This is a genomic window from Streptomyces sp. NPDC060035 (assembly GCF_042736635.1).
Lineage (GTDB): Bacteria > Actinomycetota > Actinomycetes > Streptomycetales > Streptomycetaceae > Streptomyces.
Genome location: NZ_JBHWVO010000009.1, coordinates 147,825 through 172,361, shown reverse-complemented (window position 1 = coordinate 172,361; position 24,537 = coordinate 147,825). Strand labels below are relative to the sequence as shown.

Annotated in this window: 24 protein-coding genes, 1 tRNA gene and 1 pseudogene; 19 read left to right on the top strand and 7 right to left on the bottom strand. The window is 70.1% G+C overall.

Going from position 1 to position 24,537, the window contains the following annotated elements:
- Nucleotides 1-105: 105 nt before the first annotated feature.
- Nucleotides 106-1,629 carry a M20/M25/M40 family metallo-hydrolase gene (locus ACFWBQ_RS16960; RefSeq protein WP_385489176.1) on the top strand — a complete coding sequence of 508 codons (1,524 nt, stop codon included), beginning with the start codon at nt 106-108 and terminating at the stop codon, nt 1,627-1,629.
- Nucleotides 1,630-1,668: 39 nt separating this feature from the next.
- Here ACFWBQ_RS16960 and ACFWBQ_RS16955 read toward each other — a convergent pair.
- Nucleotides 1,669-2,150, bottom strand: a pseudogene (locus ACFWBQ_RS16955) (helicase HerA-like domain-containing protein); the annotation flags it as partial.
- Between the two features lie 107 nt (nt 2,151-2,257).
- Here ACFWBQ_RS16955 and ACFWBQ_RS16950 point away from each other — a divergent pair.
- Together ACFWBQ_RS16950 and ACFWBQ_RS16945 are read left to right on the top strand one after the other, a co-directional pair.
- Nucleotides 2,258-2,554 carry a type II toxin-antitoxin system VapB family antitoxin gene (locus ACFWBQ_RS16950; protein WP_385488945.1) on the top strand — a complete coding sequence of 99 codons (297 nt, stop codon included), beginning with the start codon at nt 2,258-2,260 and terminating at the stop codon, nt 2,552-2,554.
- Between the two features lie 141 nt (nt 2,555-2,695).
- Entirely contained in the window at nt 2,696-3,292 is a 597-nt protein-coding gene (locus tag ACFWBQ_RS16945; protein WP_385489173.1) for a LytR C-terminal domain-containing protein, read from the top strand.
- A gap of 16 nt (nt 3,293-3,308) precedes the next feature.
- On the opposite strand, the gene upp is transcribed toward ACFWBQ_RS16945, so the two are convergent.
- Entirely contained in the window at nt 3,309-3,944 is a 636-nt protein-coding gene (gene upp, locus ACFWBQ_RS16940) for a uracil phosphoribosyltransferase (RefSeq protein ID WP_385488943.1), read from the bottom strand.
- Nucleotides 3,945-4,060: 116 nt separating this feature from the next.
- On the opposite strand from upp, the gene ACFWBQ_RS16935 reads away from it, so the two are divergent.
- The 10 genes from ACFWBQ_RS16935 (at nt 4,061) to ACFWBQ_RS16890 (ending at nt 11,161) form a co-directional block, all read left to right on the top strand.
- A complete protein-coding gene (locus tag ACFWBQ_RS16935; RefSeq protein WP_385488940.1) occupies nt 4,061-4,297 on the top strand; it encodes a hypothetical protein in 237 nt (78 codons plus the stop codon).
- Nucleotides 4,298-4,515: 218 nt separating this feature from the next.
- A complete protein-coding gene (locus ACFWBQ_RS16930) occupies nt 4,516-5,091 on the top strand; it encodes a hypothetical protein (RefSeq protein ID WP_385489171.1) in 576 nt (191 codons plus the stop codon).
- Nucleotides 5,092-5,172: 81 nt separating this feature from the next.
- Complete coding sequence (gene tadA, locus ACFWBQ_RS16925; protein WP_385489168.1) at nt 5,173-5,601, top strand: tRNA adenosine(34) deaminase TadA; 429 nt, start codon at nt 5,173-5,175, stop codon at nt 5,599-5,601.
- Between the two features lie 78 nt (nt 5,602-5,679).
- A tRNA-Ser gene (locus tag ACFWBQ_RS16920) sits at nt 5,680-5,764 on the top strand.
- Between the two features lie 432 nt (nt 5,765-6,196).
- The gene (locus ACFWBQ_RS16915) at nt 6,197-7,480 is read left to right on the top strand and encodes an LAETG motif-containing sortase-dependent surface protein (protein ID WP_385488937.1); all 1,284 of its coding nucleotides are present in this window, start codon (nt 6,197-6,199) and stop codon (nt 7,478-7,480) included.
- Nucleotides 7,481-7,674: 194 nt separating this feature from the next.
- A complete protein-coding gene (locus tag ACFWBQ_RS16910) occupies nt 7,675-8,052 on the top strand; it encodes a VOC family protein (protein WP_385488934.1) in 378 nt (125 codons plus the stop codon).
- A 494-nt stretch (nt 8,053-8,546) separates the two neighbouring features.
- Nucleotides 8,547-8,711, top strand: coding sequence for a hypothetical protein (locus ACFWBQ_RS16905; RefSeq protein ID WP_164494166.1), 165 nt, complete (start codon nt 8,547-8,549; stop codon nt 8,709-8,711).
- A 9-nt stretch (nt 8,712-8,720) separates the two neighbouring features.
- Nucleotides 8,721-9,014 carry a Dabb family protein gene (locus ACFWBQ_RS16900; protein ID WP_385488930.1) on the top strand — a complete coding sequence of 98 codons (294 nt, stop codon included), beginning with the start codon at nt 8,721-8,723 and terminating at the stop codon, nt 9,012-9,014.
- 188 nt (nt 9,015-9,202) lie between these two features.
- Nucleotides 9,203-10,060, top strand: coding sequence for an RNA polymerase sigma factor SigF (locus tag ACFWBQ_RS16895; protein ID WP_385488927.1), 858 nt, complete (start codon nt 9,203-9,205; stop codon nt 10,058-10,060).
- A 234-nt stretch (nt 10,061-10,294) separates the two neighbouring features.
- The gene (locus ACFWBQ_RS16890; protein WP_385488925.1) at nt 10,295-11,161 is read left to right on the top strand and encodes an RNA polymerase sigma factor SigF; all 867 of its coding nucleotides are present in this window, start codon (nt 10,295-10,297) and stop codon (nt 11,159-11,161) included.
- Nucleotides 11,162-11,522: 361 nt separating this feature from the next.
- Here the strand turns inward: ACFWBQ_RS16890 and ACFWBQ_RS16885 are convergent, their stop codons facing one another.
- A complete protein-coding gene (locus ACFWBQ_RS16885; RefSeq protein WP_385488922.1) occupies nt 11,523-11,738 on the bottom strand; it encodes a hypothetical protein in 216 nt (71 codons plus the stop codon).
- 346 nt (nt 11,739-12,084) lie between these two features.
- On the opposite strand from ACFWBQ_RS16885, the gene ACFWBQ_RS16880 reads away from it, so the two are divergent.
- The 5 genes from ACFWBQ_RS16880 (at nt 12,085) to ACFWBQ_RS16860 (ending at nt 17,565) form a co-directional block, all read left to right on the top strand.
- Complete coding sequence (locus ACFWBQ_RS16880; RefSeq protein WP_385488919.1) at nt 12,085-12,597, top strand: MarR family winged helix-turn-helix transcriptional regulator; 513 nt, start codon at nt 12,085-12,087, stop codon at nt 12,595-12,597.
- 23 nt (nt 12,598-12,620) lie between these two features.
- On the top strand, nt 12,621-15,107 hold the full coding sequence (locus tag ACFWBQ_RS16875) for an MFS transporter (RefSeq protein ID WP_385488916.1): 2,487 nt from the start codon (nt 12,621-12,623) through the stop codon (nt 15,105-15,107).
- Between the two features lie 190 nt (nt 15,108-15,297).
- Nucleotides 15,298-16,113: a YceI family protein gene (locus ACFWBQ_RS16870; protein ID WP_385488913.1), complete on the top strand. Its 816-nt coding sequence runs from the start codon at nt 15,298-15,300 to the stop codon at nt 16,111-16,113.
- A gap of 10 nt (nt 16,114-16,123) precedes the next feature.
- A complete protein-coding gene (locus tag ACFWBQ_RS16865; protein WP_385488910.1) occupies nt 16,124-16,594 on the top strand; it encodes a PPOX class F420-dependent oxidoreductase in 471 nt (156 codons plus the stop codon).
- Between the two features lie 14 nt (nt 16,595-16,608).
- Nucleotides 16,609-17,565 (top strand): NAD(P)-dependent oxidoreductase, encoded by a 957-nt coding sequence (locus ACFWBQ_RS16860; protein WP_385489165.1) that lies wholly within the window; start codon nt 16,609-16,611, stop codon nt 17,563-17,565.
- A 10-nt stretch (nt 17,566-17,575) separates the two neighbouring features.
- On the opposite strand, the gene ACFWBQ_RS16855 is transcribed toward ACFWBQ_RS16860, so the two are convergent.
- A complete protein-coding gene (locus ACFWBQ_RS16855; RefSeq protein ID WP_385488907.1) occupies nt 17,576-18,346 on the bottom strand; it encodes a TetR/AcrR family transcriptional regulator in 771 nt (256 codons plus the stop codon).
- Nucleotides 18,347-18,467: 121 nt separating this feature from the next.
- Nucleotides 18,468-20,012, bottom strand: a complete 1,545-nt coding sequence (locus tag ACFWBQ_RS16850) for an MFS transporter (protein WP_385488904.1) — start codon at nt 20,010-20,012, stop codon at nt 18,468-18,470.
- A 166-nt stretch (nt 20,013-20,178) separates the two neighbouring features.
- On the opposite strand from ACFWBQ_RS16850, the gene ACFWBQ_RS16845 reads away from it, so the two are divergent.
- Nucleotides 20,179-21,048 carry an endonuclease/exonuclease/phosphatase family protein gene (locus ACFWBQ_RS16845; protein ID WP_385488901.1) on the top strand — a complete coding sequence of 290 codons (870 nt, stop codon included), beginning with the start codon at nt 20,179-20,181 and terminating at the stop codon, nt 21,046-21,048.
- Here ACFWBQ_RS16845 and ACFWBQ_RS16840 read toward each other — a convergent pair.
- The gene (locus ACFWBQ_RS16840) at nt 21,027-23,228 is read right to left on the bottom strand and encodes an ArnT family glycosyltransferase (protein ID WP_385488898.1); all 2,202 of its coding nucleotides are present in this window, start codon (nt 23,226-23,228) and stop codon (nt 21,027-21,029) included. The two genes, ACFWBQ_RS16845 and ACFWBQ_RS16840, sit on opposite strands and share 22 nt — an antisense overlap.
- Nucleotides 23,225-24,529, bottom strand: a complete 1,305-nt coding sequence (locus ACFWBQ_RS16835) for a glycosyltransferase (protein ID WP_385488896.1) — start codon at nt 24,527-24,529, stop codon at nt 23,225-23,227. Before ACFWBQ_RS16835 ends, ACFWBQ_RS16840 begins: the two co-directional genes overlap by 4 nt.
- Nucleotides 24,530-24,537 lie beyond the last annotated feature (8 nt).

The following is a 24,537-nucleotide window of genomic DNA, read 5'->3' as shown; positions in this document are numbered from 1 at the left end:
TCACGACCGGCGTCGGCGGTTCACAGATGCCGGACCACTCGCTAGCTTTCCTGCACATCCGTTCGCATCGGAAGGACTCCTGTGCACGCAACTCGTCGCAGAGCCATGGCGGTTGTGGCCGCCACCGCTTTGGCCACACCGTTCCTCCTCGCCGCGTCCCCGCACCATGGCCACGCGCCCCACGACCCGGCCGGGGATGCCGCCAAGCTGTCGCGGACCCTGGTCAAGAACTCGTCCGCGAAGGACGCCTACCGGCATCTGGAGCAGTTCCAGGCGATAGCCGACTCGGCGGACGGCCACCGCGCGGCCGGCTCCCTGGGACACGACGCCTCCGCCGCCCATGTCTACCGGCAGCTCCGGAAGGCCGGTTACCAGGTCGGCTACCAGGCCTTCGACTTCGTCTACACCGAGGCCCTGGCCGAGAAGCTCTCCGTGGTCTCGCCCACGCCCCGTGACATCTCCATCAGGGCGATGACGTACACGAAGTCCACGGAGGTGGGCGGAGTCCGAGCGGCTCTCGTCGCCGTTCCCGCCGACGACACCACCGGCTGCGAGGCGGCCGACTACGCCTCCGCGACCTTCACGGGCAAGATCGCGCTGATCAAGCGCGGCGGCTGCTCCTTCGCCGAGAAGCAGGCAGCGGCAGGCGTTGCGGGCGCGGTCGGCGCGGTGATCTACAACAACACCGAAGGCGTGCTCTCCGGCACTCTCGGGGGCGTCGAGTCGGGGAAGATCCCCACCGGCGGACTCGTCCGGGCGGAGGGCGAGAAGCTCGTCGCCGACCTGGCCAAGGGTGAGGTGACGGTCGACTTCGAGATCCGCGAGCTCCAGGAGGAGCGCACCACCCGCAACGTCGTCGCGGAGACCCGGCGCGGTAACCCGGCGAAGACCGTCATGCTCGGCGCACACCTCGACTCGGTCACCGACGGCCCCGGCATCAACGACAACGGATCCGGCTCGGCCGGCCTCCTCGAAGTCGCCCTGGAACTTGCCAAGTCCCACAAGCAGCCCGCCAACAAGGTGCGGTTCGCCTGGTGGTCGGCGGAGGAGAACGGTCTGCTGGGCTCGGAGGCATACGTCGCGAAGCTCTCCGAGGCGCAGCGCAAGCAGGTCGCGCTGTACCTCAACTTCGACATGATCGCCTCGCCGAACGGCGTGCAGTTCGTCTTCGACGGCGACGACTCCGACGGTGCGGGCGAGGGCCCCGGCCCCGAGGGCTCAGCCCAACTGGAGCGCGACATAAACGAGTTCCTGGACGGGAAGGCCAAACCCCACACCGGCACGGACTTCACCGGACGCTCCGACTACGGGCCGTTCATCGAGGCCGGCATCCCGTCCGGCGGTACGGACACGGGCGCCGAGGGCATCAAGACGGCCGACCAGGCAAAGGCGTTCGGCGGCACGGCCGGCATCGCGTACGACCCGTGCTACCACGCGGCCTGCGACGATCTGGACAACGTCGACATGGCGCACTTCGACACCAACATCGACGTGATCGCCAATGCCGTGGGCACCTACGCCTACGACCTGCGTTCCCTGACCCGCCCTGTCCCGTCCGCCCCCAGGACCGGTGAGCCGAGCAGCAGCGGCGGGCTGCGCGAGGGCCACGCGCACGGAGTCACCGGGTAACGGAACCCGGCACGTCACGCCGCAGGCGCAGGACCCCACTCACCGCCTGCGGCGTGACGTGCCGATGCGCGACCGCCAGATCTCCCGCCCTACCTGCGTCCCGACGGACCGGGCCAGGGACGTGAACATGCTGCTCCCCACCACGTGCCGGACCAGCGGGCCCTCGACTTCTGCTCCGTGGGCGCCCCGACTCCACGGCCGCGCGGTCCGCCCCGTCCCGGTCGGCCCGGACTCCTCCTGGCCCACCGCGAGCTTCTCGTACGCGGACTCACGGGCCACGGCCCCGGCGTAACGCCCGCACAACGAGGCCCCCTTCACCGGGTCAGCAGTTCCTCCAGGTCGTACGGGGAGTCGGGGAAGGTCTTCACTGTCGCCCTCAGCGACTTCGCGTCGTCCGGGGTGGATGCGCGCAGCGCGTGCTGCACCCGGTTGCCGAGCCGGCCCAGCCCCTCTGCGGGGACATTCATCGGTGTCTGCGTGACGAAGACGATGCCCACCCCTTTCGAGCGAATCAGCCGCACGGCCTACTGCCGTTGTTCCGATTTCACCCGATTGATGGCGTTTTGCCAAGCATCGCAGTACCCTCCCATGGCTGCGCCCGGAGGCCCTTGCCCGGTAGGCTTTCCGTGTGATCTTCAAGCGCATCGGAAATGGGCGGCCATATCCCGACCACGGCCGGGAAAGCACCCGACAGTGGGCGGATGTCGCGCCGCGCCCGGTCCGCCTCGACCAGCTCGTGACCACCAAGGGACAGCTGGACCTCGAGACCCTGCTCGCCGAGGACTCCACGTTCTACGGCGACCTGTTCGCCCACGTCGTGAAGTGGCACGGCGACCTCTACCTCGAGGACGGGCTGCACCGCGCCGTGCGCGCCGCCCTGCAGCAGCGCCAGGTCCTGCACGCGCGCGTTCTCGACCTCGGCTGACCGCGCCACTCCCACCCGTGGCTCATTTCGGGCCTTTCGAGTGCTTTTATGCACATACGGGTGCCATCTGTTGATCGTTTAGTAGGCATCATCACCAGGTCGCACTACGCTGCGCCCATGAGCATGCTGACCCCTCCGGGCATGGGCGGAAAGTACCGCATCACGGGCAACACCTATCCCCGTATGCGCCGCCCCCGTCATCGCCGCAGGCTGGTCCTGTCGGCTGTCGCTGGCGTGGCGGCCCTCGGGCTGGCCGGATGGGGCACGCTGCAGCTCATCGACGTCTTCACCGGTGGCGACGGACGGGCGAACGCGGCCGAGCGCACGAAGGCCTGCCCCTCACCGACGGCTTCGGTACCCACCAGGACGCTCCCGAAGCCGGCCACCATCAAGGTCAACATCTACAACGCGACGCCGCGCGGCGGGCTGGCCAAGGCCGCCGCCGACGAACTGAAGAAGCGCGGCTTCACCATCGGCAAGGTGGGCAACGCCACGGCCGCATACGACAAGAAGGTGCCGGGCACCGCACTGCTGCTCGGCGCCCCGGCGGCGGCGAACGGCTCCTTCCCGGTGCTCGGTACGCAGCTGCCCGGGGCCGTACGGAAGACCGACGCCCGCCGGACGGCGGACGTCGATCTGATCATCGGTTCGAAGTTCACGGCGTTCAGCCCGCCTGCGGCGGCTTCCTCGGCACTCGCCGCTCTGACGAAGCCCGCCCCGGCTCCGTCCTCCTGCTGACAAGCGGGCGGCCGCGTCAGTCGACGGTGCCGTACATCCGGTCACCGGCGTCGCCGAGCCCCGGCACGATGTAGCCGCTCTCGTTGAGCCGCTCGTCGACCGAGGCGGTGACCACCGTGACCGGCGCGCCGGCCAGCTCACGCTCCATCACCTCGACGCCCTCGGGCGCCGCGAGCAGCACGACCGCGGTGACATCGTCCGCGCCGCGCTTGATCAGTTCCCTGATGGCCGCGACCAGCGTGCCGCCGGTGGCCAGCATCGGGTCCAGGACGTAGACCTGACGCCCCGAGAGGTCCTCGGGCATCCGTGTCGCATACGTCTCCGCCTGGAGCGTCTCCTCGTTGCGGATCATGCCCAGGAAGCCGACCTCGGCGGTCGGGAGCAGCCGCACCATGCCGTCCAGCATGCCGAGGCCGGCGCGCAGGATCGGCACGACCAGGGGCCGCGGGTACGACAGCTTCACGCCGGTCGTGGAGGTCACCGGGGTCTCGATGTCGACCTGCTCGGTCCGCACATCCCTGGTGGCCTCGTACGCGAGGAGAGTGACCAGTTCGTCGGCGAGCCGCCGGAAGGTCGGGGAGTCGGTGCGCTTGTCGCGCAGCGTGGTGAGTTTGTGCGCCACCAGCGGGTGGTCGACGACGTGGATCCGCATGCCGTCCACAGTAGCCGGGCCCCGGACGAGCTTCCCGCACGTCTGCACTGGCATCAAGCACCTGTTCGGGGGGAAGGTGGGGGCATACGGACCCAGGCTTTGGGGTGGTGTGTCGATTGTCCGATGGGGAGCAGCGGAAACAGCGGCAGGCCGGACGCGACGCGCGCGACCTGCCCGAGACACAGGAGAACGTGCCGGACGCGCAGGAGAGTGACGCGGCGCGCCGGAGGCGCCGGGTCCAGTTCCTCCGTGAGCTCCATGAGGCGAAGCAGCTCCGCGACCGTGTCCAGCCGCGCCGGGCCCGCGCGGCCCGTATGCGCCAACAGATGCGGATGCGCACGTTCCGCTGGTGATCGCCTGCCACCGGGGCCGCCGCGCCCTTCCCGGGACGCCGGCAAGGAGACCGCCTCCGAGCAGGAGCTTGTGGAACTGATGGCCGACGCAACGGTCGAAGACGTCTCGCTTCGCGCTCGTTTCTGCCACGATGCCGATTGGGCGGGGCCCAGAGCAGCCGGAAGACCGTCTGCCCTCCCGTCGGACCGATTCGCCTATGACCAGTGGGAGAGTCACGGTGTACTTCGCCGCACTGCTCGCGCGCACCGAAGACGGGTGGGAAGCGAGCGATACAGAGCTCGACGATGTGGAAACCCTGTCAGACCTGACAGATCTGGCCCGCGAGGCCTCGGTGGACGAGGACACGGTCCTGGTCTACATCGAGCAGGAGGACGCCTGGTTCGGCGTCGTCCGGGTGGACGGTGAGGAGGACCCCCGTATCTACATCTCGGACGCGTCCGCCGCCGCCCGCTCCTCGTACGGGGAGATCCTGCTCACCGATGAACTGCTCGGCCGCGAACCGGGGGCCGAGGACGAGATCGCCGCACTCGAGGAACTCGTGGACCTCGACGGTACGGAGGACGGCGAACCGGACAAAGCCAAGGACAGCGTTGACGGCCCGGCCGGCGCCGCTGTCGCCGAACTCGACCTGGACCCCGACCCCGACGCCGTACCGGCGGGGCCGCTCGGCGAACTCGGGATCCTTGCCGATCTCGGGCTGTCCGAGAAGGAGTTGCTGTCCCTGCGCACAGACGCGCTGGTGGAGATCGCGGACGTGCTCGGCGCGGCCGAGGTCCTGGAGGCCGTCCGTTAGGGTCCGCGGGTGAACGCACCACCACCCCAGCCCTCCTCACCGCCTCCCCCCGATCCCGTACGGGACCCGTGGCAGGCACCCATGCGCCATGCCCTTCACGAGGCCGCGCAGGCGGCGCTGGCCGGCGATGTGCCGGTCGGCGCCGTCGTCCTGGGTCCGGACGGCGCCCTGCTCGCCACCGGCCACAACGAACGCGAGGCGACGGGCGACCCGACCGCGCACGCCGAGGTGCTCGCGCTGCGCCGCGCCGCCGAGGCTCTCGGCGCCTGGCGGCTGACCGGCTGCACGCTGGTGGTCACCCTGGAGCCCTGCACCATGTGCGCGGGCGCCCTCGTGCAGTCCCGGATCGGCCGCGTGGTCTACGGGGCACGGGACGAGAAGGCCGGCGCCGCCGGTTCGCTCTGGGACGTCGTACGGGACCGTCGGCTCAACCACCGCCCCGAGGTGATCCACGGAGTGCTGGAGGACGCCTGCGCGGCCCAGCTGACGGCCTTCTTCCGGGAGCGCTGACCCTGCCGCGCACACACTCCGGCGGGGCGGCGGGAATCTGATTACGACCATGGCCCGGGATGGTCTAAGCTCTCTCTCGGTAGCGTGTCCGAGCGGCCGAAGGAGCTCGCCTCGAAAGCGAGTGTGGGGAAACTCACCGAGGGTTCAAATCCCTCCGCTACCGCAGATGGATGAAGGGGCAGACCCGTTCGGGTCTGCCCCTTCACTGCGTTCCGTCTCGGTTTCCGTCCCAGTCGGCCGGTACGAGAGCCCCGGCGGCGCCGACGTCGTCGTCGGGCCGGACGCCCTCGCGCTCCGGCGACAGGGCGGCCGCACGCCGAGGCACATGCGCTCGCCCGGTGGAGTGTCGCCGGAGGGGCACAGAACGCCGCTCCCATGATCATGTGGCGTTCCTCACAGTGAAAGCGCAGGCAGTGAAAGCAACTGCACCCTTTCGTCATTTCTGTCTGTCCCGGCGTTGTGGTGCCGGCCGGAACAGGTGAAGAAAACGTGACGGTCGACCGTTGCCCCGGCCATACGATCACCTCAAGTCGCGTCCGCGTGTCCCATTCCGCTGCGACCCCTTCTTCTCTTTTTCGGACCCCGAAGGGCTCTTGTGAAGATTCGCCGGATTCTTGCCACAGCTGTTGCCGCCGCAGTGACCACGCCTGCCCTCCTGCTGTCGGTCACCCCCGCGTTCGCCGACGACAAGCCGGCAGCGCAGACGCAGGAGAAGCCGTCCATCGCGGAGCTGGAAAAGGCCGCCGCCGCAGCGAAGGCGGCGTACGACGACGCCGTAGCGGCCGAGAGCGCCGCCTACGCGGCCCTGAGAGCGTTCGATTCCGACACCCATCCGCTGACCGCGGCGGCCAAGGCGGCCGAGACCGCTGCGGCCTTGGCCGATACCGCCAAGACCGAGGCCGACCAGGCGGTCGTCGACGCCCAGGCGGCGGTCGACGCCCTTCCGGAGACGGCCACCGAGGAGGAGAAGAGCGCCGCGGCGACGACTCTCACCGAGGCGGAGAGCGCAGCCGCAACCGCCGCCGGTGCCAAGGCCGCCGCCGACGCCGAGGTCGTGGAAGCCGATGACGCGCGTGACGACGCGCGGGTCGCCGCAGCCCGGGCCATAGGCGAGGCGCAGAAGGCCACCAAGGCAGCGCTCGCCGACAAGACCGCCGCCGACGAGGCGCTGGCCCAGGCGAAGGAGGAGGAGGCCGAGGAGGGTGAGGACGACGAGGCCTGCGTCCCCGAGACCGAGCTCACCACGGTCGTCACGGGTCTGCCGTCCACCGTCGTCGCCGGCACGAAGGTCAGCTTCAATCTCCGGGTGACCAACGGCACCGACAGGACGATGGACGAGGTGCTTCCCTTCGCCTACGTCCACGCGACCGACCGGAGCGGGCTCAACGACATCGACGACCTGGTGCACCTGCAGTGGTCGTCCACCTCGTCCTCGACGTGGGAGACCGTCGACAACGAGCACTACATGGACGCCATCAGCCCGCTGAAGGCCGGCGCCCACACCGACGTCAAGATGCGCCTCACGATCGACGCCTCGGCCCCCGCGGGCAACGGCGTCACCTTCGTCGCCGGTGACTACTTCAACGACAACGGCACCTGCGGCGGGACCCCGGACCTCGAGGGCTACGAGTTCCTGATCGCCGCCGCGGGCACCGAGCCCGGCAAGGTCGACGACGCCAAGCCCAGCACGACCGAGCCGAACACCTCGGCCCTCAAGCCGCTGAGCGGCGCGTCGGCCAGTCCCGTGAGCGGCAGTCTCGCCGCCACGGGCTCGTCCTCCGCGACGTCGCAGCTCGCCCTCGCGAGCGGCGCGGCCCTGGCGATCGGCGCGGGCGCGGTGTTCGTCGTACGCCGTCGCAAGGCCGGCTCCCACGCCTGACGCATGAGGCTGTGTGCCGGCCAATCACCCCGGCCCACGCCCTGACCGCCCAGCGGGCCCGACACCGAACGGTGTCGGGCCCGCTGCGGTGAACCTGCGTCCGGAGCCTGCTGTCGTGCGTCTCCACGCCTGATGTCGCCCTCCAGCACGCGGCCGACGGTCGGCTCCCGGGTTGTCTACGTACACTCCCGGGCATGGCATGCCGCATCAGTGAGCTGGTCATCGACTGCGCCGACCCCGACCGGCTCGCCGCATTCTGGAGCATGGTCCTCGGCTACGCCGAACTCGGCCGGGAGGACGACGGAAGCATCGAGATCGGGCCGCCCGACACCGGCAGCCTGCAGCCCACCCTCGTCCTCAGCCCCAGCAGCGAACCGCGGACCGGGAAACTCCGACTGCACATCGACGTCAGCGCCACCGACCGCGACCAGGACGCCGAGCTGGAGCGGCTGCTCGCTCTCGGCGCCAGGCCCGCCGACGTCGGCCAGACCGGCACCGGGAGCCGGCACGTCCTCACGGACCCGGAAGGCAACGAATTCTGCCTGCTGCACACCCGGCTCCAGCCGCTCTGACCACGTGCGTCCTGGCGCCGAGCCGCTCGGCCGGCCGGCTCGCTCGCACGACCCGCTCGCACCGAAGCGGCGCAGTGCGCATGACCCTTGGGGCGTTTGTCGCTCAGCACATGACTGTGGCCCCGGCTCGGAAGCCGGGGCCACAGTCGCGCATCGCGCCAGGTTCGAGGTCGGGGGAAGCGGCATCGGGGGGACAAGCCGCTTCCCCCGGTGAGAACAGGGACCAGAGGCCCTCGCCGCGGTCAGGGGGAAGTCTCGCGGTGCGGACCCCGGAGAGGTCCTGTCCCTCGGCCCGCGCGTTCCTGCTGGAAACGGCGGGCTCACCTCCCATCCTGCCTCGCGGCAGAAGCCGCAGCCGGGGGCAAAGGACCCGGATCGGAGGGTCCTTGGTCCTTAAAGACCACATCAGTGATCGGAAACAGCCATCGGATACGGCCATACGTGCGGCTAGAATCACCCGACTGCACAGGTGATCGAAAGGGAAAGGCGGGACTGTGGTGCAAGCGAAGAAGATCGCGCTCTACTTGATTGTGGTCTTCGTGCTGTACACGATCATCACGTCTCCCGCCCGGGCCGCCGATCTCGTCCAAGTAGGGTTCGAAGGCGTGTCGAGCGCCGCACAGGGCGTCGGAGACTTCATGTCCGAGCTCGTGAAGTAGGAGAACCCCATGATCCGCCACCTGGTCCTGTTCAAGCTGAACGACGGCGTGGAACGGGACGATCCGCGGGTTGTCGCCGGAGCACAGGCCTTCCGGGAGCTCGAGGGGACGATCCCCGAGCTGGAGTTCTGGGAGTGCGCCTGGAACATCACCGACCGGCCGATCGCCTACGACTTCGCCATCAACTCGGCGGTCGCGGACGAGGACTCCCTGAAGCGCTACATCGAGCACCCCGCGCATCAGGCTGCGGCCGGAAAGTGGCGCGAATTCGCCACTTGGGTGATTGCCGACTACCCGTTCTGACGCGTCGCCGCCCCTCGGCCCCTGCAGCCCCTCACCTTTCAGGAGAGGGGCTTTTCGTTGTGTTTAAACCGAATTGCCCTCAACACGACTCTATACGGTGCTTGCACACAGTGGACCTGTCTTGTGATGCTATGACCGCTTTTGACGGATGAGTTGACCGTAGTTGACCGCAAAGGGGTGGCGACACCGTGCCGGCCAGTACAGCGCCTCAAGTCCCGCCCCAGAACGTCCAGACGGACGACATCCAGACCGAGACGCCCGACCCCTCCACGCCCACCAGGACCCGGGGCGCGGACACCAGAGCGCTCACCCAGGTGCTGTTCGGCCGGCTCAAGGGGCTCGAACCGGGCACCTCGGAACACTGCAGGGTGCGCGCCGCCCTGATCGAGGCGAACCTGCCCCTCGTGCGGTACGCCGCGGCCCGCTTCCGCAGCCGCAACGAGCCGATGGAGGACGTCGTCCAGGTCGGCACCATCGGCCTCATCAACGCCATCGACCGCTTCGACCCGGAACGCGGCGTCCAGTTCCCGACGTTCGCCATGCCCACCGTGGTCGGGGAGATCAAGCGCTACTTCCGCGACAACGTACGGACCGTGCACGTCCCGCGGCGGCTGCACGAGCTCTGGGTCCAGGTCACCGGCGCCACCGAGGACCTGACGACCGCCCATGGGCGCTCACCCACGACCGGCGAGATCGCCGAGCGGCTGAAGATCTCCGAGGACGAGGTACTCGCCTGCATCGAGGCGGGCCGCTCCTACCACGCGACCTCCCTGGAAGCCGCACAGGAGGGCGACGGCCTGCCGGGGCTCCTGGACCGGCTGGGCTACGAGGATCCGGCCCTCGCCGGGGTCGAACACCGCGATCTGGTACGGCATCTGCTCGTCCAGCTTCCCGAACGCGAGCAGCGGATCCTGCTGCTGCGCTACTACAACAATCTGACCCAGTCCCAGATCAGCGCCGAACTCGGTGTCTCCCAGATGCATGTGTCAAGGCTTCTGGCCAGAAGTTTTGCCCGTCTGAGATCCGCAAACAGGATCGAGGCGTAACCAGAACGGGTAGATCGTACAGAGACCGGTTCCAGCAGCACAAAAGCCACATACCCCCTGATTTCCGGTCAGTTTTGCCGCTGACTTGTCGACATGTCACTACAGCGTGTTGCCGACATGTGACATTCTGCTGGAACCGCGTTTGCCGCAGCCCTACCGCCGGTATTCAGGTGGAGGCTGCGTTCCTCCGATGGTCGTGGCCGCCGCGACCGTCCGCGACCTCAAGGGGGTGGCATGTCCGCAGAACAGGGCAGCTCGAAGGTGCTCACGCTCACGAAGAGCGCACCAGCACCTGCCGTGCTCACCAGCTCGTCGGAAGCCATCGACACCCGCACTCTGTCCCGCTCCCTGTTCGTGCGGCTCGCCGCACTGGGTCCCGCATCGGGCCCCGATGGAACAGACAGTCCGGAGCGGACCTATGTGCGGGACACACTCATCGAGCTCAACCTCCCGCTCGTGCGGTATGCGGCGGCGCGGTTCCGGAGCCGTAACGAACCGATGGAGGACATCGTCCAGGTCGGCACGATCGGCCTGATCAAGGCGATCGACCGGTTCGACTGCGAGCGGGGCGTGGAGTTCCCCACGTTCGCGATGCCGACCGTGGTGGGCGAGATCAAGCGCTTCTTCCGCGACACCTCGTGGTCGGTGCGGGTGCCGCGCCGGCTCCAGGAACTGCGGCTCGCCCTCACCAAGACCAGTGACGAGCTCGCCCAGAAGCTCGACCGCTCGCCGACCGTGCCGGAGCTCGCCAAGGCACTCGGGGTCTCCGAGGAGGACGTGGTCGACGGCCTGGCCGTCGGCAACGCCTATACGGCCTCCTCGCTGGACTCCCCGTCACCCGAGGACGACGGCGGCGAGGGCTCGCTGGCGGACCGCCTGGGCTACGAGGACGCGGCGCTGGAGGGCGTCGAGTACCGCGAGTCCCTGAAACCGCTGCTGGCCAAGCTCGCCCCGCGGGAGCGGCAGATCATCATGCTGCGCTTCTTCGCCAACATGACCCAGTCGCAGATCGGCGAGGAGGTCGGCATCTCGCAGATGCATGTCTCACGGCTGCTGACCCGGACGCTCACCCAGCTCAGGGAGGGACTCATCGCCGACTGACCCCGCACGGGTCAGCGATTGACGGCGCATCAGCCGGTCCGGCGCGACGCCGGACACGCGCCTCCACCGGCCGCCGGGGCACCTTGATCACCGCCTCGGCGGCCGCGGCGTGCCCGGCCGGAAACGGCGCCGCAGCAAGGAAGCAGCCACTTGCCCACGGAGTCGACGCAGCCGCTCCTGCACCGGCGGTCGGGCGCGGGCGGCGGTGCTTTGCGGACCCCAGGGGCGGCGTACACCGGGTGCGGGCGCAGCAAGACGTCCCGGGCCTCCGGCAGGCATGCCGGAGGCCCAGGACGTCACGCCGTAGGAAGTGACAGGGACCTGACCTGACGACGAAGGTCCCCGTACACGGGGACCGCGGTCAGCCGAGTGCGAGCCAGGCGACCGCGCCGAGGACGACGACGACCGCGACGACAACCGCGATCACCCCGGTCTTCGGCCCGGACGACGTCGCGGCCGGCTGCTGCCTGCGCTGCGGCTCGCCCTCGTCGACAAAGGCGCGGAACATCTGCGTGCTGCCCGCCGGGTCGTGAGTGCCCTCGGGGCCCGGCTGCGGGGCGTGCGGGTTGTGTGCCATGGCCCAGGACCCTAGCGAACTCAGGGGTACCGCCCAACCCCCGGGTCCACAGCGGGCGATGCCCGTCCAAGCCGTCCACGGCCTCTTCACCCGTCCACCGAAGCAATCCGCACCTCCTCCACGCGCCCGCCGGGACATCCGTCCGGTGGAGCCCCCGGCCGCTTCCTGTGCTGCGGAACACATCCCGCGCAGCTCACCGGCCCTGCGCTGCGGGCTTGACCGGGACCCTACGGAGGCTTTTGCCTTCCTTTACTTCTGCAAGCCCGCTTTCGTTTGCCTGTAGCAACCAACAGCTTCTATCGTTGCCCTAAGCAACAAGATGACCCGTGAAAAACCTGGAGGGCCGGTGGCCGCACGGAGCCAGTACGAGGAACTGGCCCGGCAGCTCAGCGCCGTCGGAGCCGTCAAACGGGGCCTGGCTCGCATCCTGCCCGCCGAGTGCCCCGGTGGCTCGGCCACCGTCCTGACCCTGCTGTCCAAGTACGGCGAGATGCGGATTACCAGGCTCGCCGAGCTTCTCGCCGTGGACATGTCGGTGACCAGTCGGCACGTAGCTCACGCCGTGGAGAACGGCTGGATCGAACGGTTCCCGGACCCTGCGGACAAGCGGTCCCGCATCCTGCGGCCGACCCCCGCGGGCAACGAGCTGCTCGGCGAGCTGTCGCGGCGGACCACGGAAATGTTCGCCCACAACCTCACCGACTGGTCCGACGAGGACGTCGGACAACTCAACACGTTGCTGTCCCGGCTGCGTGACAGCTTCTCCTGCCGCGGCCCCGGTGGCTGCGTCCCCGGAAGGCACAGCGCTGACTGCCGCGCCGGACACTCCGAGGATTCGCACACCCGTACACCTGTGTAACAGAAGCAAAGACAAGGAACTCCATGGCTACGACCACACCGACCGGTGTGCGGGGCGGCCACGCCAAGCACGGGGCATCAGAAGCCCCCGACGGCACGCCGATGACACACCGGCAGATCATGGAAGCGCTCACCGGGCTGCTGCTCGGCATGTTCGTCGCGATCCTGTCGTCGACGGTCGTTTCCAACGCCCTGCCGGAAATCATCTCCGACCTCGGCGGCGGCCAGAGCGCCTACACCTGGGTCGTCACGGCCTCGCTGCTGGCCATGACCGCCACCACCCCCCTGTGGGGCAAGCTCTCCGACCTGTTCAGCAAGAAGCTGCTGGTCCAGATAGCTCTGATCATCTACGTGCTCGGCTCGGTCGTGGCCGGTCTGTCGACCAGCAGCGGCATGCTCATCGCCTGCCGCATCGTGCAGGGCATCGGCGTCGGCGGTCTCTCCGCCCTCGCCCAGATCGTGATGGCCGCGATGATCTCCCCGCGCGAGCGGGGGCGCTACAGCGGCTACCTCGGCGCGGTCTTCGCCGTCGCCACCGTGGGCGGCCCGCTGCTCGGCGGTGTCATCACCGACACCAGCTGGATGGGCTGGCGCTGGTGCTTCTACGTGGGTGTGCCGTTCGCGGTCATCGCCCTGATCGTGCTCCAGAAGACCCTGAAGCTCCCGGTCGTCAAGCGCGAGGTCAAGGTCGACTGGTCGGGCGCGTTCTTCATCAGCGCCGCCGTCTCGCTGCTGCTGCTCTGGGTGACCTTCGCGGGCGACAAGTACGACTGGGTCTCGTGGCAGACGTACACGATGCTCGCGGGCGCGGTCCTGCTCACGCTGGTCTTCGTGTTCATCGAGTCCCGTGCCAGTGAGCCGATCATCCCGCTGCGCCTCTTCCGCAACCGGACCATCACCCTGGCGTCGATCGCCTCGCTGTTCGTCGGCATCGCGATGTTCGCGGGCACCGTCTTCTTCAGCCAGTACTTCCAGCTGGCGCGCGACAAGTCGCCGACCATGTCCGGCGTCATGACCATTCCGATGATCGCCGGGCTCTTCCTCTCGTCGACCGTCTCGGGCCAGGTCATCACCAAGACGGGCCGCTGGAAGGCCTGGCTGGTCGCCGGTGGCTTCCTGGTCACCGCGGGCCTCGGGATGCTGGGCACCATCCGGTACGACACCGAGTACTGGCACATCGCGATCTTCATGTTCGTGATGGGCCTCGGCGTCGGCATGATGATGCAGAACCTGGTTCTCGCCACGCAGAACCAGGTCGCTCCCGCCGACCTCGGCGCGGCCAGTTCCGTCGTCACGTTCTTCCGTTCGCTCGGTGGCGCCATCGGCGTCTCCGCGCTGGGCGCCGTCATGGCCAACCGCGTCACCCACTACGTCAAGGACGGCCTGGCCGACCTCGGCCCCGAGGGCGCCGCACTGGGCCACGGTGGTACCGGCGGCGGGGGCATCCCCGACCTGGACGCGCTCCCCGGTCCGCTCCGTACGGTCATGGAGGTCGCCTACGGCCACGGTGTCGCCGACGTCTTCCTCTACGCCGCCCCGGCCGCGCTCGTCGCCTTCATCGTGACGATCTTCATCAAGGAGGTCGCGCTGAAGACGAACGCCGGCAACGACAAGGCCCCGGCCACCGCAGAGGCACCCGCCACCGAGGCCGCCGAGGCCACCACGGGCACCACCGCGCTCGTCGCCGAAGCAACGGCCGGGGTCACCTCGGTCGACGCCCCGGAGGCAACGGTGACGACCGCACAGGGGACGCCCGTACGCGGAGTCGTGCGCGGTGCCGAAGGCGCACCTGTCGCCCGGGCCGCCGTCACGCTGATCTCCCTGGGCGGCCGGCAGCTGGGGCGCTCCGTCGCCCAGGCCGACGGCGGCTACGTACTTCACGCACCGGGCTCCGGTTCGTACGTCCTGATCGCGTCCGCCGACGGCTTCCAGCCGCAGGCCTCCACCGTGGTCGTCGGCGAGGAGCCGCTCGCCTACGACATCCTGCTCGCCGGTACGAGCGGTCTCGCCGGGACCGTACGGACCGCCGAGGGCGGCACCCCGGTCGAGGGCGCGATGGTCGTCGTGACCGATGTGCGCGGCGATGTGCTGGCCACCGGCACCTCGGGCGAAGCGGGCGACTTCACCTTCGGCGAGCTGATCCCCGGCGCGGTGACCGTCGCCGTGACGGCCGCCGGCTTCCGTCCGCTGGCCCTGCCGGTGGAGATCGGCGGCCAGGGCGTCACCCGGGTCGACGCGGCGCTGCGGTCCGGTGCCCTGGTCCAGGGTGTCGTACGGGCCGGTTCCGGCCGGGCCCCGCTGCCCGACGCCCGGGTCACGCTCATCGACGCGGCGGGCAACGTGGTCGCGGGCTCGACGACCGGTGAGGACGGCGCGTACGCCTTCACCGACCTGGACGCGGGAGAGTACTCGGTCATCGCGACCGGTTACCCGCCGGTGGCCACCGCGCTGACCGTGACGAGTGGCGGAGTCGACGGCCACGACATCGAGCTTGCCCACCCGGGCGAGTAGACACGGAAGATCCACAAAGACCCCTGGCGGAACAGCGCTTCGAGCGGAGAGGCTGTGGCCGCCGGCGGAAATGGGCCCCGTGGTGGGGGACGGCAGGCAGGGGACGGCCTGCTGTCCCCGCCCGGGGCCCGACTCATTGAGTCACTGAGCAACTGAGCAACTGAGTGATGGAGCAAGGAGAGAGCACAGGATGGGACTTCGCGCACAGGTACGGACGCGGGACGGCTGGGCGGTCCAGCACGCGGTCATCACGGTGACCGACATGACGGGCGCCCAGGTGCTCAGGGCCGCCGCCGACGAGAACGGGGCCGTCCGCGCCGACGACCGCCTGCAGGCCGGCGCGTACACGGTGATCGTCACAGCGGTCGGATACGCACCCGCCGCCTCCACCGCGCTCGTCACAGCAAGCGGCCGGGTCGAGGCGGGCACCGTGGTGCTCGCCCGGCAGGGCGGTGTGGAACTGCCGCCGCCGGGCACCTGGTCACTGGACCCGGTGCACTCCTCGGTGGCCGCGGTCGCGCAGCACCTGGGGATCTCCAGCGTGCACGGCCGGTTCACCGAATTCGGCGGCCGGATCGAGATCGCGCAGGACGTCCAGCGCTCCCGGGTGGAGGCCTTCATCACCCCGGCCAGCATCGACACGGGCAACGGCATGCGGGACAAGCACCTGCGCTCGCCCGACTTCCTGGACGTCGAGCGGTTCCCGGAGATCACCTACCGCTCGCGCGCCCTGACCCCGGCCGGACCCGACCGCTGGACGGTCCACGGCGTGCTCACGATGCACGGCGTCGCCCGTGACATCGACCTGGACCTCAGCTACCTCGGCACCGGCCCCGACCCGTGGGGCGGGGTACGGGCGGCCTTCCACGCCACGGCCGAACTGCGCCGTGAGGACTTCGCCATGAACTACAACCAGGTGGTGCAGGCGGGCATCTCCGCGATCGGTACGACCCTGCGTGTGGAGCTGGACATCCAGGCCGTGCAGGGGGATTCGGTCCCGGCATAGGGTTGGCCGCATGGCACCGAACATCGCGACCAACACCGCCGTGGAGCTCGCCGGACTGCTGGACTTCGTACGGCCCAGGCACCGGGCGATCCTGCTGACCACCCGGGCCGACGGCCGCCCCCAGGGCTCCCCGCTCACCTGCGGCGTCGACGACGCGGGCCGGATCGTCGTCTCGACCTACCCCGAACGGGCCAAGACCCGCAACGCCAAGCGGGACGAGCGCGTCAGCGTGATCGTCCTGTCGGACGAGTGGAACGGCCCGTGGGTACAGATCGACGGTTCGGCCGAGGTGATCGACTCGCCGGAGTCGGTCGAGCCGCTCGTCGAGTACTTCCGGAACATCTCCGGTGAGCACCCGGACTGGGACGAGTACCGCGCGGCGATGGTGAAGCAGGGGAAGTCCATCATCCGGATCACCCCGGAGCGCTGGAGTCCCGTCGCCACCGGCGGCTTCCCCGCCCATCTGGCCACCGGCGGCTGACGGTTCCCGTGGTGCTGCCCCGCCCCGATCCGCCCCGCCCCGATCTGCTCGCGCGGGCCGAGCTCCTGGCCGCGCCCGCCGTCGACGCGTCGGTGGTCCGGGCGCTGGAGCGGATCACCGGGCGTCCGGTGGGACGCGCGCACGACACCGTGCCTGAAGGGCCGTTCCTGTATGTGGGTGACACGCTGCCCCGTGCCCTGCGCACCGGACAGCTGGCGTGGTTCCACAGCGTCAACGCGGGTACGGACGCGCTGCTCGCCGCCGGACCGTGGCCCGAAGGGGCGCTGCTGACCCGGACCGTCGGCCGGATGGGTGAGCGGATCGCCCAGTACGTGCTGGCCTGGGTGCTCGCCGAATGCCAGTCCGTCCCGGAGCACACCGCACAGCACGCCGCGTCAGGGTGGCGCCGCATCCCCTCCGAGCTCGCCGCCGGGCAGACCGTCGTCGTCCACGGCACCGGACGCATCGGCTCCGCGGTCGCGGAACTGCTGAAGGCGTGTTCGCTGCGCACGGTGGGCGTCTGCCGCACCCCCCGTGACGTACCGCCGGGCTTCGACCGGGTGGTCGCGGCCGGCGGGGACGAGGAGACCGCAGCGCTGGCCGAAGCCCGGTGGGTGGTGTCCACGCTCCCGCTGACCGGCGCCACGGAGCGGTTCTTCGGCAACGGACGGTTCACCGCGATGAGGGGCGCCTCCTTCGTCAACGTCGGCCGGGGCGCGTGCGTGGACATGGCGGCGCTGGAGGCCGCCCTGCGTTCCGGGACGGTGCGACGGGCCGTCCTCGACGTGCTGCCCGACGAACCCGCCGGTCCCGACGACGCCGCCTGGCAGCTGCCGCGCACCGTGATCACCTCGCACTCCGCGGGCATCACGGCCGACGAGGACGTCGTCACGGACTTCGCAGCCTGCTGGGAGGCGGTGGCCGAGGGGCGCCGTCCCGCGCTCGCCGTGGACACGGGGCGCGGGTACTGACGCCGCGGGGCTACTGGCGGACTGTCCGTTGGCACATCGCTTCGATGCCCGCGATCAGAAGGTCCAGCGCGAACGTGAAGTCCCGCTCGCGCATCTCCTCGACGGTGTCCCCGCCGCGCGCGTCCATGGCTGCTTCCGAGGTCTGCACGATGTGCTGGTGCTCCGGATGGGAGCGGATCGTGCTCATGGCCTGCTGGAAGTACGCGTCCTGGCTCAGCCCGGCCTGCGCCGAACGCTGCAGGAAATGCCCCTCGATGGTGCCGAATCCGTAGACGAACTGGAAGACGGCGGACGTCGCACCCGTCTGGTGCTCCAGGGGCAGTCCGGTGGCCCGGATGACGTCCTGGACCGCGTACGAGAACAGCATCGAGTGCGGCCCGATGTTCAGGAAGTTCCCGGCGAGCGCCGAGGCCCAGGGGTGCCGGACCAGCATCTGCCGGTAGCTGGTGGCCAGTTCGCGCAGCCGCTCGCGCCAGCCCGTGTCCTCCCGCGGCGGCGCGATCTCCCCGAAGACGGTGTCCAGAGCCAGTTCCAGCAGGTCGTCCTTGGTGTCGACGTACCAGTAGAGGGACATCGCCGTGACGTCGAGATCGGCGGCGAGGCGGCGCATGGAGAACTTCGCGAGGCCCTCGGCGTCCAGCAGCCGCACGCTCGCCGCGGTGATCCTGTCCCGGTCGAGGCCGGCCGGCTGATCTGTCCTGCGGCTGCGCGAAGGGTTTCGCCGGTCCAGCCACACACTGATCCGTGCCGGGTTGTTCGCACCGTCCGCCGCGGACCCCATGACGCACTCTCCTCGACTTGCCGACGGTACGGACTGCCCTGGGCATCCGTCTCAACGGGCTGGCGTACGGAGCGGATGACGCCCCTCCGTACGGCACTCCGTCCGATGCTATGCCCGCTGCTCAGGCCGCGTCCGCCCGAGCGGTGTCCGAGCGGTCGGGGGCGGGCCCCGCCGCGTCCGCGCGCTCCGCCCGGCGCAGCAGTACGGCCGCCAGCAGACCGCCCGCCAGTACCGCCGCCGCACCGACCAGCTGACTGGCCTCCAGGCCCGAGGCGAAGGCGTCGGTGATCCGCTGCTGTTCCCTCTCGCCGTCGGCGGCGCCGAGCGCCGCGGGCAGCGAGGCCGCCCCGACGGCGGCCGGTACGAGAGCGGCGAACCGCGAGTTCAGTACGGCTCCGAGCACGGCGACCCCGAGCCCGTTGCCGAATTCGGCGAGTGTGCCGTTGACCCCGGCGCCGACGCCCGCCTTCTCCCGCGGGATGGCGCTCATGATCGCGTTGGCCATGGCGGGCATGGCGAGCGCGATACCCGCGCCCATGACGACCAGCCCGAGCAGCATGCCGCCGTATCCGTGGCGGCCGAGCAGCGCGATGGCCCCGAGCCCGGTGGCCAGCAGGCTCATCCCGGTGGCGATGGTGGCGGGCGACCCCATTTTCGGGACGAGACGGGCGCCGAGCCCGGTGAGGTTGAGGGCCACCACGGTGAGCGCGAGCGGAGCGGTACGCATACCGGCCTCCAGCGGCCCGTACCCGAGCACGAACTGCAGGTGCTGGGTGAGCAGGAAGAGCGATCCGCCCATCCCGAAGGCGACCAGGATCGCGCCCGCGACCGCGCCGATGAACTTCTGGTTCCGGAAGAAGTGCATGTCCAGCATCGGGTACGGGATGTGGAGCTCCCACAGGACGAATCCGGTGAGGACGGCGACTCCGGTGAAGGCGGTCAGCATGACCTGGCCGGAGCCCCAGCCGTGTTCCGGGCCGGAGATGATCGCGTACACGACGGCGGCCATGCCGATGGTGGAGAGCAGTGCGCCGAGCAGGTCCGGGCGGTCGCCCCGGGGGTTCTTGGACTCGGGGACGAGCCGGACGACAGCGATCGCGCCGATGACCGCCACAGGAATGTTGATCAGGAAGATCGCGCCCCACCGGAAGGAGTCGAGCATGACGCCGCCGACGAGCGGACCGACGGCGAAACCGAGGGAGTTGACGGTGGACCAGATGCCGATCGCCTTGACGCGCTCGGTGTCGTCGAAGATCTGCACGACGACGGCCAGAGTGGTGGTGATCAGCAGCGCGCCGCCGATGCCCATCCCTGCGCGCGCGGCGATCAGCTGTCCGGAGGACTGCGCGAGCCCGGCCACCAGGGAGCCGATGCCGAACAGCACGAGGCCCGCGACGAGCATTTTCTTGCGGCCGTAGCGGTCGGATGCGCTCCCCGCCGTGAGCAGCAGGCCCGACTGGACGAGCGAGTAGGCGTTGATCATCCACTGCACATCGGCGGTGGAGGCGTTCAGCTCGGTGGTGAGGGAGGGGATCGCCACGTTCAGGACGGTGTTGTCGAGCAGCACGGTGAGCTGGGCGAGGCAGATGACGCCGAGGATCAGCCAGCGCTGCGGATGGCTTCCCCGGGGGGCGAGGTCGTTCTGCTCGGCGGCGGTCGCCGTCATGCGGGCTCCTGGTTCTCCGATGCACTTGTACGGTGTATAGGGCTACGCGTCGTACACCGTAAAGCACTTCCCGTACGGTGTACAACTCGTTTGCGCGCGGCATCCGGGCGGGTAGTCCTCTCGACGCTGACCTGACAAGCGCCCGAGCGGATACGAGTGGAGTGACATGTACGTGCGTCGTCGTACGGTGGGCATGTTGATCGCTGCGGGTCTGTCGGTGGCCGCACTCGCGCCGCCCGCGGGGGCTGCCGAGGCGGGACACGCCGTACCGCTCCGCGTCGCGACGTACAACATCCATGCCGGTGCGGGCATGGATCAGGTCTTCGACCTGGACCGTCAGACGTCCCAGCTACGCGCGCTGGACGCGGATGTGATCGGCCTTCAGGAAGTCGACGCGCACTGGGGTGCGCGCAGCGAGTGGCGTGATCTGGCGGGTGAGCTCGCCCGGCGACTGCACATGCGGGTGTCGTTCGCGCCGATCTACAGCCTCGATCCCTTGACGCCCGGCGAACCCCGGCGTGAGTACGGGGTGGCGGTGCTGTCCCGGTACCGGATCATCAGCGCCGAGAACCACGACATCACAAGGCTCTCGACCCAGGATCCGAACCCGGTCCCGGCGCCCGCGCCGGGCTTCGCCGAGGTGGTGCTGCGGGTGCAGGGGCTGCCCGTGCATGTGTACGTGACGCATCTGGACTACCGGCCCGATCCGTCCGTGCGCATCGCGCAGATCGCCGACACCCGGCGCATCATGGCCGAGGACCGGGGCGGCCGGCAGATCCTCCTGGGCGATTTCAACGCGGAGCCGGACGCGCCGGAACTCGCTCCGCTCTGGCAGGAGCTGACGGACGCCGATCCGGGCGCGCCGACCTTCCCGGCGCAGGATCCGGTGAAACGAATCGATTTCGTGGCGGTGTCGAAGTCCGGCGCCGGGGCCGTGCGGGTACGCGACGGGGCGGTGGCCGAGACGCTCGCCTCGGACCACCGCCCTGTTGTCGCCGATCTTGAACTGCGGCGTCAGCTGCCGCTCTTCGGCTGAGTGAGGTCGTAGAAGGTCGCGCTGCCCGCCGTGACCTCCTTGAAGTTGTCCTCCACCCACGTCGAGATCTGGGACGAGGCGCCGCTGCCACCCATGCCGCCACCGCCGCCCGTGCCGCCCGAGACGAAGTAGTGGATCTTCCCGTCCTCGACGTACTTCTTGAACTGCGCGAGCGTCGGGGACGGGTCGCTGCCGTTGAAGCCGCCGATCGCCATCACCGGGTCACCGGTGGCGAGCTGGTAGCTCGCGGCGTTCTGCGAACCGATGGCCGCTGCGGACCAGGTGTAGTCGTCGGCGTTCTTCCCGAGGAGCTTCTCGGCCTCCGCGCCGACGGACGAACCGCCGAGCAGACCGCCCATGCCGCCACCGCCGCCCATGCCGCCCTCGCCCGTGGTGCCGCCGGGCATACCACCCTGCCGGCTGCCGGGGGCCTGGCCCTGCTGCCCCTGGCCCGGCTGTCCCTGACCCGGCCCACCGCCCGGGAAGCCGCCGCCCTGGGCGTTGCCCGGAGCCTGGCCGCCCTGCTGCGTGCCCTGCCCGGGAGGCGTCCCGCCCCCGGGACCGCCACCGGCACCACCGGGGCCGCCGCCCCGGCCGCCACCGCCACCGGGGCCGCCCGTGCTCGCGCCCGCCGGTCCGGCGGTGACGATCGAGCCCTGGTGCCCGGTGTTCAGCGTGCTGATCGTGTACGCCGTCGGCCCGGCCAGCGACGCGGCCAGACCCAGCCCCACCGCTGCGAGGGCGAGTACCCGCCCCAGCCGTGCGGCGAGCAGCAGACCCACCGCCCCCACGAGACCGCCGACCAGGACGGCCCAGCGCAGCCACGGGACGTAGTCCGGGGTGCGCCCCAGCAGGACGTACGACCACACGGCCGTCACCGCGACGGTCCCGCCGAGCGCGGCACCCGCCCACCACTTGGTCCGCTCCTCCCACAGAACGGTGGCGCCCATGCCGACCAACGCCGCGCCGTAGGGCGCCAGCGCAACGGTGTAGTACTGGTGGAAGATCCCGGCCATGAAGCTGAAGACGAGGGCCGTCATCAGCAGCGAACCGCCCCAGGCGAGGAACGCCGCACGGGCCGTGTCGGTCCTCTTCGCCCGCCAGGTCAGCCAGATGCCCGCGACCAGCAGGATCAGCGCGGCGGGCAGCAGCCAGGCGATCTGGCTGCCGATCTCGGAGTTGAACATCCGGCCGACGCCGGTCTCGCCCCAGCCGCCGCCCTGTCCGCCGCCCCCGCCACCGCCGACGCTTCCGGTCTCCTCACCGTTGATCCGGCCGAGTCCGTTGTAGCCGAAGGTGAGCTCGAGGAAGGAGTTGTTCTGCGAGCCGCCGATGTAGGGGCGCGAGGAGGCGGGCCACAGCTCGACGATCGCCACCCACCAGCCGCCCGCGACGACCATCGCGAGGGCGGACAGGCCCAGCTGGCCGAACCGCTTGCGTACGGACACGGGCGCGAACACCGCGTACAGCACCGCCAGCGGCGGCAGGATCAAGAACGCCTGCAGGGTCTTCGACAGGAAGGCGAGACCGACCGCGACCCCCGCCCACACCAGCCACTTCGTCCGGCCGCCCTCCAGGGCGCGCAGGACGCAGTACACGGTGACGGTCATCAGCAGCGCGAGCAGCGCGTCCGGGTTGTTGAAGCGGAACATCAGTGCGGCGACCGGCGTCAGTGCGAAGACCGCCATCGTGATCAGCCCGGCGGCAGCGCTGAAGCGGCGGCGCACGGCCGCGTACAGGACACCGGCCGTGGCAACGCCCATCAGCACCTGCGGGGCGAGGATCGCCCAGGAGTTGAGGCCGAAGATCCGTACCGACAGGGCCATCGGCCAGAGCGTGGCCGGGGGCTTGTCGACGGTGATGGCGTTCGCGGAGTCCAGTGAGCCGAAGAAGAACGCCTTCCAGCTCTGGCTGCCGGCCTGCACGGCGGCGGAGTAGAAGGAGTTGGCGTATCCGGAGGCGCTGAGATTCCACAGGTACGCGAGTGTGATCACCAGCAGCATGCCGAGGAAGGCGGGCCGCGCCCAGCGCGGATCCTCGGGCCGCCCCTGCCGGGTACGCCGCAGCAACGGCTCCTTCGGGCGGCTGTGGCCCTGCCGTGCGGCTGACGCTGCCGGTGACGCGAACGGCCCGGGGGTGTCCGGCGGGGCCGGGAGGTGGTCGGGGTGCGTGGCGGTCATCGGACGTTCCTCAGTTCGTGTGCGGGACCCTTGCGGGCGTCCTGGTGGTCCGTGCGCCGGTCCGGGAAGACCCAGGCGCGGAAGAGCAGAAACCGCAGCACCGTCGCCGCGAGGTTGGCCGCGATCAGCACGGCGAGCTCCGTGCCGTGCGAGGGCGCTCCGGACGCCGCGCCCAGTGCGGCGAGCGAGCCGCTGGTGAGCGCGAGCCCGATGGCGAAGACGACGAGCCCCTGCGCCTGGTGCCGTACGGCGCCGCCCCGGCCGCGTACGCCGAAGGTGAGCCTCCGGTTCGCTGCCGTATTGGCGACGGCGGACACCAGAAGTGCCGCTCCGTTGGCGAACTGCGGCCCGACGCCCTGCCGGAAGAGGGAGTACAGGACGAGATAGAACAGCGTGGAGAGCGCGCCCACGACGCAGAAACCGACCAGCTGCCGTGCCAGCCCGCCCGGCACCCCGGGAAGGGCCCGGTCGCGCGGGTCGTCCCCGAACGGCCGTGCCAGCCGGTCCAGCGGCAGCGCTCCGACGGCCAGCGCCCGCCCCACCCGCCATACGCCCTTGAGGTCCTCGGTCGCCGTCTTCACGATGTGCACGGTGGAGTCCGGGTCGTCGACCCAGTCGACCGGTACCTCATGGATGCGCAGCCCGGCCCGCTCGGCGAGCACCAGCATCTCGGTGTCGAAGAACCACCCGGTGTCCTCGACCATCGGCAGCAGCCGCTGCGCGACCTCACGCCGGATCGCCTTGAACCCGCACTGCGCGTCACTGAACCGGGCGGCCAGCGAGGAGCGCAGGATGAGGTTGTAGGCCCGCGAGATGAACTCCCGCTTCGAGCCGCGCACCACGCGCGAGCTGCGCGCGAGACGCGAGCCGATGGCCAGGTCGGAGTGCCCGGAGATCAGCGGGGCGACCAGCGGCAGGAGGGCGTTGAGGTCCGTCGAGAGGTCGACGTCCATATAGGCGAGGACCGGGGAGTCCGAGTGGGACCAGACGGTACGCAGTGCCCGCCCCCGGCCCTTCTCCTCCAGCCGGTACGACCGCACCTCCGGGATCAGGGCCGCGAGCTGCGCCGCCACCTGGGGCGTGCGGTCGGTGCTCGCGTTGTCCGCGACGGTGATCCGGAAGCGGTACGGGAACGTGCGCGCCAGATGGTCGTGCAGGCGCAGCACACAGGTTTCGAGGTCCTTCTCCTCGTTGTAGACGGGGACCACCACGTCGAGTACGGGAGCACCGGCCGCGTCGACCGCTGCGGCCAGGAGATGCTCCCGGGCCGGCAAGGTGCTCCAAGGGGTGTCGGTTCGCATGACACCGA

Coding starts and splice junctions, on each gene's coding strand:
- ACFWBQ_RS16960 (WP_385489176.1), top strand. CDS start 106: ATGGCGGTTGTGGCCGCCACCGCTTTGGCCACACCGTTCCTCCTCGCC.
- ACFWBQ_RS16945 (WP_385489173.1), top strand. CDS start 2,696: ATGGGCGGAAAGTACCGCATCACGGGCAACACCTATCCCCGTATGCGC.
- upp (WP_385488943.1), bottom strand. CDS start 3,944: ATGCGGATCCACGTCGTCGACCACCCGCTGGTGGCGCACAAACTCACC.
- tadA (WP_385489168.1), top strand. CDS start 5,173: ATGCGCCATGCCCTTCACGAGGCCGCGCAGGCGGCGCTGGCCGGCGAT.
- ACFWBQ_RS16910 (WP_385488934.1), top strand. CDS start 7,675: ATGGCATGCCGCATCAGTGAGCTGGTCATCGACTGCGCCGACCCCGAC.
- ACFWBQ_RS16900 (WP_385488930.1), top strand. CDS start 8,721: ATGATCCGCCACCTGGTCCTGTTCAAGCTGAACGACGGCGTGGAACGG.
- ACFWBQ_RS16890 (WP_385488925.1), top strand. CDS start 10,295: ATGTCCGCAGAACAGGGCAGCTCGAAGGTGCTCACGCTCACGAAGAGC.
- ACFWBQ_RS16885 (WP_385488922.1), bottom strand. CDS start 11,738: ATGGCACACAACCCGCACGCCCCGCAGCCGGGCCCCGAGGGCACTCAC.
- ACFWBQ_RS16875 (WP_385488916.1), top strand. CDS start 12,621: ATGGCTACGACCACACCGACCGGTGTGCGGGGCGGCCACGCCAAGCAC.
- ACFWBQ_RS16870 (WP_385488913.1), top strand. CDS start 15,298: ATGGGACTTCGCGCACAGGTACGGACGCGGGACGGCTGGGCGGTCCAG.
- ACFWBQ_RS16865 (WP_385488910.1), top strand. CDS start 16,124: ATGGCACCGAACATCGCGACCAACACCGCCGTGGAGCTCGCCGGACTG.
- ACFWBQ_RS16855 (WP_385488907.1), bottom strand. CDS start 18,346: ATGGGGTCCGCGGCGGACGGTGCGAACAACCCGGCACGGATCAGTGTG.
- ACFWBQ_RS16850 (WP_385488904.1), bottom strand. CDS start 20,012: ATGACGGCGACCGCCGCCGAGCAGAACGACCTCGCCCCCCGGGGAAGC.
- ACFWBQ_RS16845 (WP_385488901.1), top strand. CDS start 20,179: ATGTACGTGCGTCGTCGTACGGTGGGCATGTTGATCGCTGCGGGTCTG.
- ACFWBQ_RS16840 (WP_385488898.1), bottom strand. CDS start 23,228: ATGACCGCCACGCACCCCGACCACCTCCCGGCCCCGCCGGACACCCCC.
- ACFWBQ_RS16835 (WP_385488896.1), bottom strand. CDS start 24,529: ATGCGAACCGACACCCCTTGGAGCACCTTGCCGGCCCGGGAGCATCTC.